Source organism: Pseudomonas sp. SWRI81, assembly GCF_014268545.1.
Classification (GTDB): Bacteria; Pseudomonadota; Gammaproteobacteria; order Pseudomonadales; family Pseudomonadaceae; genus Aquipseudomonas; species Aquipseudomonas hamedanensis.
This window is the reverse complement of sequence record NZ_JABWQS010000016.1, coordinates 39,890-53,366: the sequence shown is the minus strand read 5'-3', so window position 1 is coordinate 53,366 and position 13,477 is coordinate 39,890. Positions and strand designations below refer to the sequence as shown.

16 protein-coding genes are annotated in these 13,477 nt (G+C 60.1%); all 16 read left to right on the top strand.

Annotation, left to right across the window (positions count from 1 at the left end):
- Window positions 1–49: 49 nt before the first annotated feature.
- A complete protein-coding gene (locus HU765_RS12735; RefSeq protein ID WP_186620912.1) occupies window positions 50–571 on the top strand; it encodes a hypothetical protein in 522 nt (173 codons plus the stop codon).
- A 3-nt stretch (window positions 572–574) separates the two neighbouring features.
- Window positions 575–1,183, top strand: coding sequence for a phage baseplate assembly protein V (locus HU765_RS12730; RefSeq protein ID WP_186620910.1), 609 nt, complete (start codon window positions 575–577; stop codon window positions 1,181–1,183).
- A 14-nt stretch (window positions 1,184–1,197) separates the two neighbouring features.
- Complete coding sequence (locus tag HU765_RS12725) at window positions 1,198–1,530, top strand: phage baseplate protein (RefSeq protein WP_186620908.1); 333 nt, start codon at window positions 1,198–1,200, stop codon at window positions 1,528–1,530.
- Window positions 1,527–2,522: a baseplate J/gp47 family protein gene (locus tag HU765_RS12720; RefSeq protein WP_186620906.1), complete on the top strand. Its 996-nt coding sequence runs from the start codon at window positions 1,527–1,529 to the stop codon at window positions 2,520–2,522. The genes HU765_RS12725 and HU765_RS12720 overlap by 4 nt, the downstream gene beginning before the upstream one ends.
- The gene (locus HU765_RS12715; protein WP_186620904.1) at window positions 2,519–3,154 is read left to right on the top strand and encodes a phage tail protein I; all 636 of its coding nucleotides are present in this window, start codon (window positions 2,519–2,521) and stop codon (window positions 3,152–3,154) included. Before HU765_RS12720 ends, HU765_RS12715 begins: the two co-directional genes overlap by 4 nt.
- Window positions 3,155–5,536: a phage tail protein gene (locus HU765_RS12710; RefSeq protein ID WP_186620902.1), complete on the top strand. Its 2,382-nt coding sequence runs from the start codon at window positions 3,155–3,157 to the stop codon at window positions 5,534–5,536.
- 11 nt (window positions 5,537–5,547) lie between these two features.
- Window positions 5,548–6,093 (top strand): DUF4376 domain-containing protein, encoded by a 546-nt coding sequence (locus HU765_RS12705; protein ID WP_238344698.1) that lies wholly within the window; start codon window positions 5,548–5,550, stop codon window positions 6,091–6,093.
- 129 nt (window positions 6,094–6,222) lie between these two features.
- Window positions 6,223–6,645, top strand: coding sequence for a phage tail protein (locus HU765_RS12700; RefSeq protein WP_186620900.1), 423 nt, complete (start codon window positions 6,223–6,225; stop codon window positions 6,643–6,645).
- Window positions 6,646–6,739: 94 nt separating this feature from the next.
- On the top strand, window positions 6,740–6,925 hold the full coding sequence (locus tag HU765_RS12695; protein WP_186620898.1) for a hypothetical protein: 186 nt from the start codon (window positions 6,740–6,742) through the stop codon (window positions 6,923–6,925).
- Between the two features lie 2 nt (window positions 6,926–6,927).
- Window positions 6,928–8,094 (top strand): phage tail protein, encoded by a 1,167-nt coding sequence (locus HU765_RS12690; RefSeq protein ID WP_090282035.1) that lies wholly within the window; start codon window positions 6,928–6,930, stop codon window positions 8,092–8,094.
- A complete protein-coding gene (locus HU765_RS12685; protein WP_186620896.1) occupies window positions 8,094–8,600 on the top strand; it encodes a phage major tail tube protein in 507 nt (168 codons plus the stop codon). The genes HU765_RS12690 and HU765_RS12685 overlap by 1 nt, the downstream gene beginning before the upstream one ends.
- 148 nt (window positions 8,601–8,748) lie before the next feature.
- Window positions 8,749–9,330 (top strand): phage tail assembly protein, encoded by a 582-nt coding sequence (locus HU765_RS12680; protein ID WP_186620894.1) that lies wholly within the window; start codon window positions 8,749–8,751, stop codon window positions 9,328–9,330.
- Between the two features lie 128 nt (window positions 9,331–9,458).
- Complete coding sequence (locus HU765_RS12675; protein ID WP_186620892.1) at window positions 9,459–11,852, top strand: phage tail tape measure protein; 2,394 nt, start codon at window positions 9,459–9,461, stop codon at window positions 11,850–11,852.
- Window positions 11,849–12,232: a phage tail protein gene (locus tag HU765_RS12670; RefSeq protein ID WP_186620890.1), complete on the top strand. Its 384-nt coding sequence runs from the start codon at window positions 11,849–11,851 to the stop codon at window positions 12,230–12,232. The genes HU765_RS12675 and HU765_RS12670 overlap by 4 nt, the downstream gene beginning before the upstream one ends.
- Complete coding sequence (locus HU765_RS12665; RefSeq protein WP_186620888.1) at window positions 12,225–12,437, top strand: tail protein X; 213 nt, start codon at window positions 12,225–12,227, stop codon at window positions 12,435–12,437. The genes HU765_RS12670 and HU765_RS12665 overlap by 8 nt, the downstream gene beginning before the upstream one ends.
- 9 nt (window positions 12,438–12,446) lie before the next feature.
- Window positions 12,447–13,475, top strand: coding sequence for a phage late control D family protein (locus HU765_RS12660; protein WP_186620886.1), 1,029 nt, complete (start codon window positions 12,447–12,449; stop codon window positions 13,473–13,475).
- Window positions 13,476–13,477: the final 2 nt, after the last annotated feature.

Sequence of the window (13,477 nt, the reverse complement as noted above, 5' to 3'; positions counted from 1 at the left end):
CATTAAACGCGGCGGGATCTCGTGTGGACTTTAAACAAGGAGGTCCTGCATGGCCGCACCGATCCAGCAGCCTTCGCAGCTGTACAACGCGATGGCGACAACCTTGCGTAACACGGCTGGCCTCTCTGTTCAGGTCGGTCATCCCGAAGATTTCATGGGGGCCGGCGCGCAAGCCTGGGCATTGATTGATTTCGACCGCAACGCACCGGGAGCACGTGCCGCTGACGGGCGTATCGCCCACGTCATGACGGTCTCAGTGCAGGTCATTCCGGCGGCTGCCGCCAGCGCTTTTGCCGCCTGCGATCTGATCGCCGTGCTGAAGAATCTGATCACCGATAACCGCTGGGGCTTGCCCGGTGACCAATGCGATGTGCCGGTGGATCTCGATGGTCTGCCATCGCTTTTTATGCGCAGCGATCAATCCTGGAAAGCCTGGACCCTGACGTTCACCCAAACGCTCTACCTCGGCCCGACCTTGCTCGATGACCCGCTCGGCATCCCGAAATTCGCCCACACTTGGGAAGTCAGCGACATTGACGACCCCGACCAATACACCGCGCTGGAGGCCTGAGTCATGTTCGACGCATTACTGCGCATGCAGCTTGGCCCGATCATCGAACGCCTGGCGGAAATGGAAGCGGAAATCGAAGACCTGCACCGCCGCGCCGAGAGCTTCTGCCGCATCGGTATCTGTCAGACCGTCGACGCGGCCAGCAACACCTGCCAGGTCAGCCACAGCGGATTGCTCACGCCGGCGATCAGGTTTTTCAATCCCAGTGCTGGTGCACAAAGCGAGTCGCGGATTCCGTCGGTGGGCGAGCAATGCCTGCTGTTCAACTATGGCAGCGGCGAAAGCGGTGCGCAGAGCGTGGCGTTGTTTGGCTTGAACAGTGACCGCTTTCCACCCGCCGCCACAGTGCCGACGCTGACCCGTCGAGTGCACCAGGACGGCAGCGAAAGCGGTTACGACGACGCCGCGCACACCCTGCACTGGCTCAACGGCCCGGCCGCGTTCAGTGGTTCGCGCCAAGCGCTGGAGCTGAGCCTCGGCCCGGCGCGACTGGCCCTGACGCCGCAGTTGATCAGCCTGCAACTGGGCGCCGTCGGCCTGACCATCGACGCCTCGGGCGTGCACTTCAGCGGCCCGCTGGTCGATCACCAGGGCCGCGTCATCAGCCCCTGATTTGTGAGCCTCTCATGATTGGAATCGATAGAGACAGCGGGGCCACGGTCGACGACTGGCTGCAATTTGTGCAGCGCGCGACCCGAGCCCTGACCACACCGCTGGGTACCCGGCAAAAACGGCCTTTGTATGGCTCGCTGATCCCCACACTGCTGGGGCAGAACCTCGGTGACGACGTTCTGCTTCTGGCGCAGAGCCATGCCGCGCAAGCGTTCTACAACCCGCAAAACGGTATCGATGATTTTCAGCCGCAAGTGATTGTCGCCACTCGCCAGGGCGCCGGCCTGCTGCTGCGTTTCGCCGGCACCTGGAAAAACCGTCAACAAACCTTCGAGGTCGTGACATGAGCATGTTGATCCCCGGCCAGAACCAACTGGCCGAACCCGCGCTGATCACGGTTGACGCGTTCGAAGACTTGCTCGCCGAGTTCAAGGCCTTCGTCGTTGAGTACGTCGGTGCACGCTCGCCGGCCAGCGCTGCGAAACTCAACGCCAGCCTGGAAAACGAGAGCGAGCTGCTGACCCTGGCGCTGGAAGCATTCTGTGTGCGCCTGCAAACCCACGAACGCAAATACAACGCGCGCATCAAGCAGATGCTGGCGTGGTGGGCGACCGGCAGCAATCTGGATGCACGGCTGGCGGACATGGGCCTGGAGCGACAATTACTCGATCCCGGCGACCCGGCAGCCTTCCCGCCGGTACCCGCCATTTATGAAAGCGACGACGACGCCCGTCTGCGTTATTACCTGGCACCCCATGCGCCGGCGGCCGGCTCGCGTATGCAATATCGTCGCGAGGTGTTCACCCTCGGTGAGCGGCCAACGGTGAAGGTTGAGTCCAGCGATGCCGGTGTGGTGAATGTCACCTACACCTTCAACCCGGACGGCCTCGCTGCGCAGGTCAAGGATGGCAACGGGCGCCGCACGGCGCCGGGCGAAGTGCAGGTCACGGTGCTTGCCCGCGAAGGCGATGGCACACCTTCCGAAGCACTGCTGGAGGGCGTGCGCCAACACTTCGCTCGACCCGACGTGCGCCCTGAGACCGACCTCGTCACCGTCAAGGCCGCTGACATTCAGCGCTACAAAATCCGCGTCGTCGCGAAGATCAATTCGGGTCCCGATTCGGGCCTGACGCAAGTCGCTGCGCAAGCGCAATTGCAGGCCTACGCCGACAGTTGCCATCGCCTCGAAGGCCGGGTCGATCCGAGCTGGATCGACTACACGCTGCACAGCGCCGGCGCCGTGCAACTGCAGATTATCGAACCGTTGGCGCCGATCATCACCAATGCCTTTCAGGCACCGTACTGCACGGCGGTTGAAGTCGAGGTGCTGACGCTATGAGTGAAAAAACTCAGCGGCCAACCTTGTTGCCGGCCAACAGCTCGCCACTCGAGCGTGCTCTGGATCTGGGATTCGGCGCCTTGCTTGACCGCATCGCACCGCCATTCCCCGAACTGATGAACCCCAGCGAAACGCCGGTCGTTTTCCTGCCGTATCTGGCCGCCGATCGTGGTGTCGCCGAATGGAGCAGCGATGCGCCGGAAGCGGAAAAACGCCTGACCGTCGAACTGGCCTGGCCCACCGCGCGCCAGGCCGGTACTCGTAAGGCACTGGAAAACGCCGCTAAGGGTTTGCAACTGCGCCCGGAAATCCGCGCCTGGTACGAACAGACAACGCCCGGCGCGCCCTACAGCTTTTCGGTGCGCGCCTTCACTGAACAACCCTACAGCGAAGCCATCGACGCCCGTCTCGACCGACGCCTGGCCGATGCGAAAAGCGAACGGGACGTGCTGTCGGTCTCGGTCGGCCTTAGCGCGTTTGGCAATCACGTCATTGCTGCCGCGACTGTCTGCGGCGAACTGACCACGGTTTATCCGGTGTTCATCGAAGGGCTTGAAGCCTCAGGTGAAGCGTTCATGGCGGCGGCGCTGTACACCGTCGAAACATTCACTATTTATCCTCAGGGGGCCTGAATGGCTGACTACTACACCCTGCTCACCAACGCAGGGATTGCCTACGAAACGGCATGCAAGGCCGCGGGCGTGCCGATCAAGCTGACGCATTTTTCTGTCGGTGACGGCAATGACAAGGCCTACAACCCGTCGGCCACCGCGACCGCGCTGGTCCATGAAGTCTGGCGCGGACCGATCAACGCACTGTTCCAGGATGAGAAAAATCCGAGCTGGCTGCTCGCCGAAGTCACCATCCCGCCGGACGTCGGCGGTTGGTACGTGCGTGAAGCCGGGCTGTGGACCGACACCGGCATTCTCTACGCCATCGTCAAATACCCGGAGTCGTTCAAGCCGGTGCTGGCGACGTCGGGCTCGGGTAAAGAGTTCTACATTCGCTCGATCTTCGAGACCAGCAATGCGTCCTTAGTGACGTTGTCGATCGATGACACCGTGGTCAAAGCCACGCGCGCCTGGGTCATGAGTTATCTGGCCGAAGAACTCGGCAAACTCGATGGCAAGCAATCGGTGCGTGTTGCGGCAACGGGCAACGTCCCGTTGAAGGGAGCACAGCAGATTGATGGCGTCGCGGTGGTGGCCGGTGACCGCGTATTGCTGCCGGGTCAGACGTTAGCGAAAGACAACGGTCTGTGGATCGTCGCCAATGGTGACTGGCTGCGGACGACCGATGCCAACACCAGCGCCAAGGTCACCCCGGGCCTGACGGTCATGGTCGAGGAGGGCACGGCGAACGGTGATTCGTTGTGGCACCTGACCACGAATGCGCCGATCACCCTCGGCACGACCGCGCTGACATTCAAGATGCTCGCAGGACGCACAGGCATTACTGCCGGGACCTACAAGAGCCTGACCGTTGACGAATATGGCCGGGCGACTGCCGGAGCCAATCCAGAAACTTTGGCCGGATTTGGTATCAAGGATTCGTATACCAAAGCCGAAGTTGAAGCGCTGATCGCCAAGGCCTCGGCATTGCCGGTGGGGTCGATCGTGGCGTTCCCGGTTGACGCGCCACCGCCAGGCTTTCTTGAGCTGGATAACAGCGTCAAGAGCAGCGCCACTTACCCGGACTTGAGCGCTTATCTGGGCGGCAAGTTCAACAAGGGTGATGAGGGGGTTGGAAACTTCCGGCTGCCTGAAGCGCGTGGGGAGTTTTTGCGGGGTTGGGATCATGGGCGTGGGGTGGATGCAGGCCGCACTCTTGGCACTTATCAAACCGACGAAAATAAAGCCCACGCTCACGCGACCAGTTATGAACTGGTAACGGATACGTTTGCAGCTGGCACGGTGTTGCGGAATTTCGTTCAAGAGTTCGGCGCCCAGAACAATGTGCAAACAAACGCAGCGGGAGGAGCTGAGTCACGCCCGCGCAACATCGCCGTCATGTGGTGCATCAAAGCCTGGAACGCTCCGGTCAATCAGGGAACCATTGATGTCGCCGCACTGGCTAAAGAAGTAGAACGTCTCAAGTCCGCGGTTCCCGTCGGCGCTGTTTTGGCATTCCCGACGGGGATCGTGGCGCCTGGCTATCTGGAACTGGATGGCAGTGTGCAGAGCATTGCGACTTACCCGGATCTGGCTGCTTTTCTTGGCACCACTTACAACAAGGGAAACGAAGGTGCGGGTAACTTCCGCTTGCCAGAGTCGCGTGGTGAGTTTCTCCGGGGCTGGGATCATGGACGCGGGGTAGATGCCGGCCGGGCAATCGGTAGCAGTCAATTAGACAGCCTGCAGAATATTACCGGTATCTTTGACGGCTATCTGGACATCACCTCAGCCAGTGGTGCCTTTTCCAGAGCGAACCTGAACACGGCACCGAACCCGGCTAGTCAGAGGGACGCCTATCATGCCGTTTCCTTTGATGCTTCCAGGGTGGCGCGCACCTCCGCGGAAACCCGCCCGCGCAACCTGGCCGTCATGTGGTGCATCAAAGCCTGGAACGCGCCGGTCAATGGCGGAAGCCTTGACGTAGCAGGACTGACCGCTCTGGCACAGCAAGCATCCGAATCGAATCAAGGCACAGCAAAAGTTGCCACCTTGACACAGACCAATGCTGGTGCCGATGACAGCGTTATCGTCACGCCGAAAAAACTGACGTGGGGCTTTCAGTTTCAGAAAAGCGGCATCGGTTACTGCGTTTTCCCTTCCTGGCTGGGTGGCTTCACTATTCAGTGGGGGGTGTACAGCATTGTTTCTAATACAGCTGACCAAACCATTGCTTTTCCTCTCACGTTTCCTACTGCTGCGTTGTCAGCCGTGGCGCTCAGTGACTATACCCCCGGTTCCGGTTCCGTCGGCTTCGTTGCGATGGGCGCGCTGAACAAGGCGGGCTTTACGGTTCGATCTTCTTCCGGAACTTCAACTCGATGGCTCGCAATCGGTTGCTAAGAGGAAAACAAATGACTAACAAATACATGACATTCGACGAGTCGGGTCATATCAAAGAGCGCCTGATTCTGGGAATTTGCGACATTCCTGAAGGGGCGATAGACATCAGTGAAGAACTCTGGCTTCAATCCGCGACGGACTTGACGGGGCAATGGCGTCTGATCGACGGGACTCTTACCAAAGTGCCTTTTGAGCTCAAGGTGGACTTTGCACACTTAATTGCTGCAGAACGTTTTCGCCGGGAAACCGCAGGCGTCGAGGTTGACGGTTTGTACATCGAGACGACACGCGATAGCCAGGCCCTGATTGCCAGCGCGGGCCTCTCGGCGATCATCGAGACGCAGTATCGCTGCAACTTCAAGACTCTCGATGGTTTCGTCGATATCGACGCGGCGCAGATTATCGCCATTGCGAAGGGGGTCCGCGCACATGTTCAGGCATGTTTTGACCGGGAACTGACACTGCTTCATGCCGTTGAGGCGGGGAACTTCGCCTCCACGATGCTTGAAGAGGGTTGGCCAGCGTCGCTGCCGGCTGAGTTGCTGCTCAGAACTTAAGTTGGCCGGCGTCGATGTCGCGCCAACCGATTGCGGTGCATTACTAAACGCCCCACACCGTGGGGCGTTTTCATACCTGGCCGCCCAAACCGGCGGATTGGACTTTCATAATCAAACAAGGAAGAACCCATGTTTTATTCACCATCGATGCAAGGTTTCTACGATCCTTCCATTCATATGGAAATACCAAGCGATGCCGTTGAGATTTCTCGCGAATATTGGCGTGAGCTATTGGACGGTCTGTCTCTTGGCAAAATGATTGTCATGAACGAAGACGGCTTTCCGGTGCTGGCCGATCGTCCGGGACCAACGCCTGAAGAACTGGAGGGCTATGAGCGTTCCTGGCGCAACATGCAGATTGCAGCCACCGACAGTGTTGTCACTCGCTACCGTGACGAAGTCGAGCGTTGGCCGACCCTTTTGACTCCAGCGCAGTACATCGAGCTGCAAACATACCGTCACGACCTGCGTATCTGGCCGGTCGGCGGCGAATTGCCTTTGAGCGAACACCGGCCGGTCGCGCCGGCATGGCTCGCAGGCCTCCCGCAATAAGAAGCGCCCCGCATCGTCGGGGCGTTTTGTTATCGGCGTATCAGCTACCTGGCCCCTTCCATTAAGGGGCTTTTTCGTTTCTGGAGAAACCCAAATGGCAACCCGCCAAACCTACACCGTCCTCGTCCCGTTCCCCACTGGTCGTGGGCACTGGTCGAGCGTCGGTCAAGAACTTGATCTGCTCGACGTCGAGGCCAGCGCCTTGCACAGCGCTGGTCGACTTGCACTGAAAACCCCCATCACCCAGGCCAAAAAGGCCGCTGCCAAGAAGGCTGACTGAACATGGCTGAGGTTCTTAACTTCGAGCACAACGGCATTACCGTCAATGCCACCGAATCCCCCGAGGCCATGGGTGGCCTGGGTGACAACGTCATCGGTCTGGTCGGCACCGCGCCGAACGCCGATCCGCTGATTCCGCGCAACGCGCCGTTTCGCATCAACAGCTTTACCACCCACGCGCTGCTCGATCCGAGCGGGGCGGAGGAGGGCACGCTGTACCACGCGGTTTACCAGATCCTCAAAGTAGTCAAGGTGCCGGTGTACGTGGTCATCGTCGAAGCGGGCGCGACTCCGGCTGACACCGTCAATGCGGTGATTGGCGGCGTCGAACCTGCCACTGGCCGCAAGCTCGGTCTGGCTGCGTTGGGCAGTGTCCCGGAAGACTTGACGATCATCGGCGCGCCGGGCTTTACCGGCAGCAAAGCGGTGGCCGGTGAATTCGCCTCGTTCGGCAAGCGCATCAAGGCCCGTGTGGTGCTGGACGGCAAGGATGTGTCGGTGGCCGATCAGGTGCTGTACAGCCAGGAACTCGGCGGCGCCGAGCTTGGTTTCGACCGTTGCCTGGTGGTGCACAACATGCCAGCGGTGTACTCGAAAGCGGCGAAGAAAAACGTCTTCCTTGCACCGTCCAGTCTGGCGATTGCCGCGCTGGCCAAGGTCAAGCAATGGGAAAGCCCGGGCAACCAGGTGACCTTCGCCGAAGATGTTTCGCGGGTGGTCGAATACAACATCCTCGACACCTCTACCGAAGGCGATCTGCTCAACCGCTACGGCGTCAGCTACTACGCCCGCACCGTGCTCGGTGGCTTCTCGCTGCTGGGTAACCGCTCGATCACCGGCAAGTTCATCAGCTACGTCGGCCTCGAAGATGCGATCAGCCGCAAGCTGGTCAAGGCCGGCCAGAAAGCCATGGCGAAAAACCTGACCAAGTCGTTCATGGATCAGGAGGTCAAGCGCATCAACGACTGGCTGCAAACCCTGGTCGCCGACGAAACCATCCCTGGCGGCAGCGTGTATCTGCACCCGGAACTCAACAGCGTCGAGAAATACAAGAACGGCACCTGGTACGTGGTCATCGACTACGGCCGCTACGCGCCGAACGAACACATGGTTTATCAACTCAACGCCCGCGATGAAATCATCGAGCAGTTCCTGGAGGACGTTCTCTAATGTTTACCAACCGCGTAAGACAGGCCATCGCGGCCACCCTGCAAGGCCTGCCGTTGTCGGCGACCGTTGAAGAATTCACTCCGCCGAAAATCGAATTCGACATGGAAGAGATGCGCGGCGGGCGCTTCATCGTTGAAGAGATGGCCAAGGGCGGCAAAGCGCTCAACGCCAAACTGACCCTGCAAGGCCTGGGCGCCGAAGTGCTGCTGGCGCTGGGCGTGAAGCTGGGCGACGACATCCTGCTGAACGTGCGTGAGGCCGGTCAGGATCAGGACGGCACCACCTGGTTCACCTACCACACCGTCGGCGGTCAGCTGAAATCGCTGGAGGAAACAGCGGTGAAAATGGGCGAAAAACCCAAGACCAATCTGGAGCTGTCCTGCCGCACCTACAACCGCCTGGAAAACGGCGTGCCGGTGATCGACATCGACGTGCGTACGCAGAAGTTCGTGCTCAACGGCGTCGACATCCTCGGTGATGCACGGCGTGCGGTGTTGATGCCGTAAGCCGATCACCACAAAACCCCTGTAGGAGTGAGCCTGCTCGCGATGGCGTCAGAGCAGTCGAATCATTGCTGCCTGACACACCGCTATCGCGAGCAGGCGAAGGCCTACAAAGGGATTGCGACAGCCACAAACACCAAGGAATTCATTCATGTCGTGGATGCCACCCCAACACGAACTGCTGTCGCCGATCACCGGCGACGACGGTTCGCAGATCGAAACGATCCAGCTCAAACCGCTGTTCTACGCTGCACAAAAGGACGCACTGGAACGCGCCGGCGACGATGAAGAAGATCAGTTTTTCGAACTGGCGCTGCTCGCCACCGGCCTCTCGGCCAAGGAACTCGATCAACTCAAACGTCCGGACTACGTGAGCATCGCCCAGTACGTCCACGAGATGTCGACCCGGCCGAGTTCGTTCTTTCTCGAGCAGGTCGAAGACGCTGAAAAGTCCGCCGACCTCGATCACGTTCAACTGCTGCAACCGCTCGCCATCACCGGCCGTACCGTGAGCTCGCTGAGCCTGGAAATGCCCGTGCTGCGCGCTACCAAAGTGATGAAGAAACTGAAAACGGCCAAGGAACGCGCCGAGTTCATCACCGCCCATTGCACCGGCCTGATGATCCCTGATCTGGCCCAGTTGACCGTCCCCGACTGGACGCAGTTGCAGGTGCGCATCGACGATTTTTTAAACCAGCCGGCGGCCTACTTTCGGAACGCGACATCGAAGTAATCCTCGATATCGTCCCGCTCATTTACCCGGTAAGTGAGGCGGAAATTCTGGAATGGGACGCCGAAAAGGCGTTGCGCCGCTACGACATAGCGATCACTCGCCTTGGCGTGAAACAGGAGTAGAGCGGCATGGCAGAGAGTCAATATGCGCTCAGGCTGACCCATATCAATGGCAGCACCGGGTTCATCGACACGGGCCTGGACAGTGGGCAACCGGCAAGCGAAACGCTCGCCAAACCGCTGGCAGAGTTGAAACTGGCAATCGTGAATGTGAGTCAAGACATCCGGCTGCTGATCAAGGAGCAGATCAAGCTTCGGGAGGTGCTGGCAGCACAGCAGTCGCTTTCAAAGGGCAGTGCACCGGCACCCGCGGCCGCGAGCGAACCGACTTCCAAGCCAAAGGCAGAGATGGAGCAACGGCCGCTTCCCGGTTTTCTCCAGTCTTCCGCGGCGCTGCAATCGGCCATGGCGCAACTGCGGCAAATCCCGGGTATTGGTAGCGACCTCAAGGGCATGGAGCAGGCCAATCTCGAGTTGGCCGCTGAAAAATCGGTAGCGGCCAGTGGGGCCACTGTTGTCGATCTGGCAAACGTCGAATATGCCGCAGCAAGGTCCGGTGTGGCGGCCAATCTCACCGGTGATGCGAAACAACAGGCACTGCTGGACTTCGGTCGTGACGCGGCAGTCAACGCGACGGCCTTCGGGATTGGGCTCAAAGACGCAGGAGAGATGCTGGCGGCCTGGCGCACCTCGCTGAAACTGGACCGTGAGCGAAGCCGCAATCTGGCTGATGCGACCAGTCATCTGGGCAAAAACTCCCTCAAAGCCACGGCGGCCGATATCGGCTCGGTGCTGCAAAACTCCGGTGAGGCCGGCATCACGGCAGGCATTGCTCCCGAGCAACTGGCGGCCCTTGCGGCAGCGTTGCTCAATGCCGATGCGGATAAGAACGCCGCCGGCAACTCGGTCGACACCATCAGTGCAGCGCTGGCCAAAGGCGCCAAGGGATCCGCCGCCGAGCGTGCTGCCTGGAAGTCACTCGGATTGCAGCCAGACACCCTCACTGACGACGTGCCGCAGACCCTGGCCACGGCGCTGCAAGCGCTGAAGAAAAAACCCGCCAGTCAGCAATCAGCGTTGCTCAAAACCTTGTTCAACGGTGATGAGGGCGTGCGCAAACTGCTGGAAAAACCGGAGGAGGTCGAAAAGTCATTTTCTTTGATCACCGCCACAAAATCTGTCGATAGCCAGTCAGCACTGCTGAAGTCGCTGTCCTATGGCAGGGAAGGCGTGCGGTCGCTGATGAACGTGTCGGGCGACACGCAGGCGGTACCTTCACCGTTGCCTCTTCAAGGGCCGACCCACAGCCTCGAGCCGCAATATAAAGGTTCGGTGCAACGCTCGGCGAGTGAGGCGCAGGACACCACTCAATCGAGTGGGAACGCCTTGAACGCCAGTCTCAATCGTTTGGCGATAGCCGTGGCGCCGAATGCCGGCGCGAGCATGGACTTCATCACCGATAAGATTAATGGTGTGGCCGAGGTGGCCGAAGCCAACCCCAAAACGGCTTCGGTTCTGGCGGCGGCAGCGGCCGGGCTTAGCGCAATTGTTGCACTCTTGCTGGCAAAAACTGCCGATAACTTCAGTGGCATGGTGCTCAAGAGTGCGGCGGCCAGGCTACCCGCAGGCCTTGGCAAATGGATTGCCGATTTGCCCAAGGCCGAACCGGCTGACGGATCGAATGATGAGTCGCAAAAGGGCTCTCCAACCAAGGAAAAGTCTGCAGGCCAAGGGTCTCGTGTAGCAGGTACAAAGCCGCGGACTGGACGCAAGGGCCGTGGCCGAGGCGCTGCCACGCGCGGCAATGACCTCACCCGTGCGCCTGAAGTCGCGTCTCCCTTGCTGCCTGGCAGTGGATCGATGCCCGGCGGCCTGATGTCATTCAGCGGCTCATCGGGTTTGCGTCCGCCAGTTGCGGCTCCGTTGTCCGGGTCGTATGCCAAGGCTGGTTCATTGCTCGCCAAAAGAGCGCCACCTTTGCGCTTGCTCAGTGCTGGTTATGAGTTGGTGAACGGCGTCATGCAGGGCGATACCCGCGCAGTCGTTTCCTCGGGTGCATCGTTGGCCGGATCGTCGGCTGGCGCCGCCGTCGGTGCAGCGCTGGGCACTTTGATCCTGCCAGGCGTGGGGACAGCAATTGGTGGCTGGCTGGGAAGCATGGCAGGTGGTGCGATAGGCGAATCACTGGGCGACAAGCTGGGAACGCAAGTCGACCGGCTGGGCTCTCCCGAACAGGTCAGTAAAGAGCTGACGGGGAATCCGGTGTCACCTGCCAGCGAAACCGCCAATCAGCCTGTCACCTTCAATTCCACCATCAATATCAGTGGCCAGGATCTGGCCAGCGCCCAGGCACTCGCCAATCTGGTGGTGCAAACAACGATGGGGCAATTGGGCCAGATCATGCCGTCCAACCTCCTCGCCACCCGCCGCGACGCAGCCCTTACCGATGGAGCCGCCACATGAAACAACAAATGGCACTGGGCAGTTTCATCTTCGGCCTGTCGCGCGACTTCGCGTATCACTCGCTGGCGCGCAAGTCCGACGGCGGCTGGACCGAAATCCAGATCCTCACCAGCAAACCCAAGTCCAGTCAGACCGGACAAAAACCGCAAACACTGACCATCACCGGCAAATCGATGTACGCCGTGGCCATGGACCGGCTCGATGAATTGCGCGCCTTGCAGGCGCTGCGCGTGCCGTTGCCGCTGATCGATGGTATCGGGCGCAACTGGGGCTTGTGGCGAATCAGCAATATTTCGGAAACCCAGAGCCAGATCATCGATGACGGCACGGCAATGGTGGTCGATTGGGTCGTCGAACTGGCGGAGTTCAACAATGCGTAAGGTACGAAGCGTGGCCGGTGATTCGGTGAATCTGCTGCTCTACCGGGAAACCGGTCGCAGCGATGATGCCGCCGAAGAAACACTGTGGAAGCTCAACCCGACCCTTGCCGAATACGGACCGATTCTGCCTGCGGGCGTCTGGGTCGTGCTGCCGGAACTGGATGTGAAACCCGCCGTGATCAAAGCGGCAACGGCCTGGGATTAAGGAGGTGGCATGGCACTGGGATTTACACCGGCGGTCAACATTTACGGGGACAACTCAGCGTTGATCAATCAGCGTCTGATCAGTTGGGAGCACATCGACGCCGCCGGTTTCGAGTCCGATCAACTGACGCTGACCATTGATCTGGAAGGGCTTGAAGGGCTGCCGAGTCTGGGCGGGAAAATCGGCCTGCAAGTTGGCTATCGGGAAAGCGCAATGGTCGATAAGGGCCTGTTCAAAGTGACGCGCCTGACGCCGACACTGTTTCCGTTTCGCCTGACCCTGGTCGCCACTGCGGCGCCGTTCAGCGCCGCAGACGAGACCGGCTTCAAAGAACGGCGCACGGCCAGTCATGGGCCGACCACACTGGGTGGACTGTTTCGTGGACTGGTCGAGCGGCACGGCTTTTCGCCGCGTGTCGCACCGGAAGTTTCGTTGATCAGGATCGCCCACGTCGACCAGTCCAACGAGACCGACATGGGCTTTCTGACGCGCCTGGCAAAGAAGTACAACGTGGTCGCCAAACCCTACGGCGACGTCTATGTGCTGGCGCGTCCGGGCCAGACCAAATCGCTGTCGGGGCAAGTGCTGCCCGACGTGCGTTTGTCGGTCACCCACAACAATCGGCCCGGCGACGCGGCGTTCATCAGCGCCACCCTGGAAGAGTCTGCCCGTGAGCAGGCCAAGGGCTGCAAGACGTGTTTCTGGGATGCGGCGGCCGGGTTGTTGCGCTGGGTCGAAACGGGAATTGCGCCGTTCAAGATCTTGCGTCAGAAGCAACCCAGCGAAGCCGATGCCATCGCGGTCGGTGAGGGCGAGGTGCGCAAGATGCTGCGCCAGAAGTACAAGGTAAAAATCACCTGTCCGGGCGATCCGCGACTGGCAGCCGAAGGCCTGATATTGCTCGATGACACCTGGCCGGACTTCATGCGTGGGCGCTGGTCGATCGACAAGGTCACCGCCAGCGGCAATCGCGAAAACAGCTATCGCTGCCTGATTGATGCTTCGGGCCTGGATTCGAAGGCTGACACCAAGGACTGATT

Bases quoted from the DNA above. Each gene is read 5' to 3' on its own strand.
- HU765_RS12735 (WP_186620912.1), top strand. From the start codon at position 50: ATGGCCGCACCGATCCAGCAGCCTTCGCAGCTGTACAACGCGATGGCG.
- HU765_RS12730 (WP_186620910.1), top strand. From the start codon at position 575: ATGTTCGACGCATTACTGCGCATGCAGCTTGGCCCGATCATCGAACGC.
- HU765_RS12725 (WP_186620908.1), top strand. From the start codon at position 1,198: ATGATTGGAATCGATAGAGACAGCGGGGCCACGGTCGACGACTGGCTG.
- HU765_RS12720 (WP_186620906.1), top strand. From the start codon at position 1,527: ATGAGCATGTTGATCCCCGGCCAGAACCAACTGGCCGAACCCGCGCTG.
- HU765_RS12715 (WP_186620904.1), top strand. From the start codon at position 2,519: ATGAGTGAAAAAACTCAGCGGCCAACCTTGTTGCCGGCCAACAGCTCG.
- HU765_RS12710 (WP_186620902.1), top strand. From the start codon at position 3,155: ATGGCTGACTACTACACCCTGCTCACCAACGCAGGGATTGCCTACGAA.
- HU765_RS12705 (WP_238344698.1), top strand. From the start codon at position 5,548: ATGACTAACAAATACATGACATTCGACGAGTCGGGTCATATCAAAGAG.
- HU765_RS12700 (WP_186620900.1), top strand. From the start codon at position 6,223: ATGTTTTATTCACCATCGATGCAAGGTTTCTACGATCCTTCCATTCAT.
- HU765_RS12695 (WP_186620898.1), top strand. From the start codon at position 6,740: ATGGCAACCCGCCAAACCTACACCGTCCTCGTCCCGTTCCCCACTGGT.
- HU765_RS12690 (WP_090282035.1), top strand. From the start codon at position 6,928: ATGGCTGAGGTTCTTAACTTCGAGCACAACGGCATTACCGTCAATGCC.
- HU765_RS12685 (WP_186620896.1), top strand. From the start codon at position 8,094: ATGTTTACCAACCGCGTAAGACAGGCCATCGCGGCCACCCTGCAAGGC.
- HU765_RS12680 (WP_186620894.1), top strand. From the start codon at position 8,749: ATGTCGTGGATGCCACCCCAACACGAACTGCTGTCGCCGATCACCGGC.
- HU765_RS12675 (WP_186620892.1), top strand. From the start codon at position 9,459: ATGGCAGAGAGTCAATATGCGCTCAGGCTGACCCATATCAATGGCAGC.
- HU765_RS12670 (WP_186620890.1), top strand. From the start codon at position 11,849: ATGAAACAACAAATGGCACTGGGCAGTTTCATCTTCGGCCTGTCGCGC.
- HU765_RS12665 (WP_186620888.1), top strand. From the start codon at position 12,225: ATGCGTAAGGTACGAAGCGTGGCCGGTGATTCGGTGAATCTGCTGCTC.
- HU765_RS12660 (WP_186620886.1), top strand. From the start codon at position 12,447: ATGGCACTGGGATTTACACCGGCGGTCAACATTTACGGGGACAACTCA.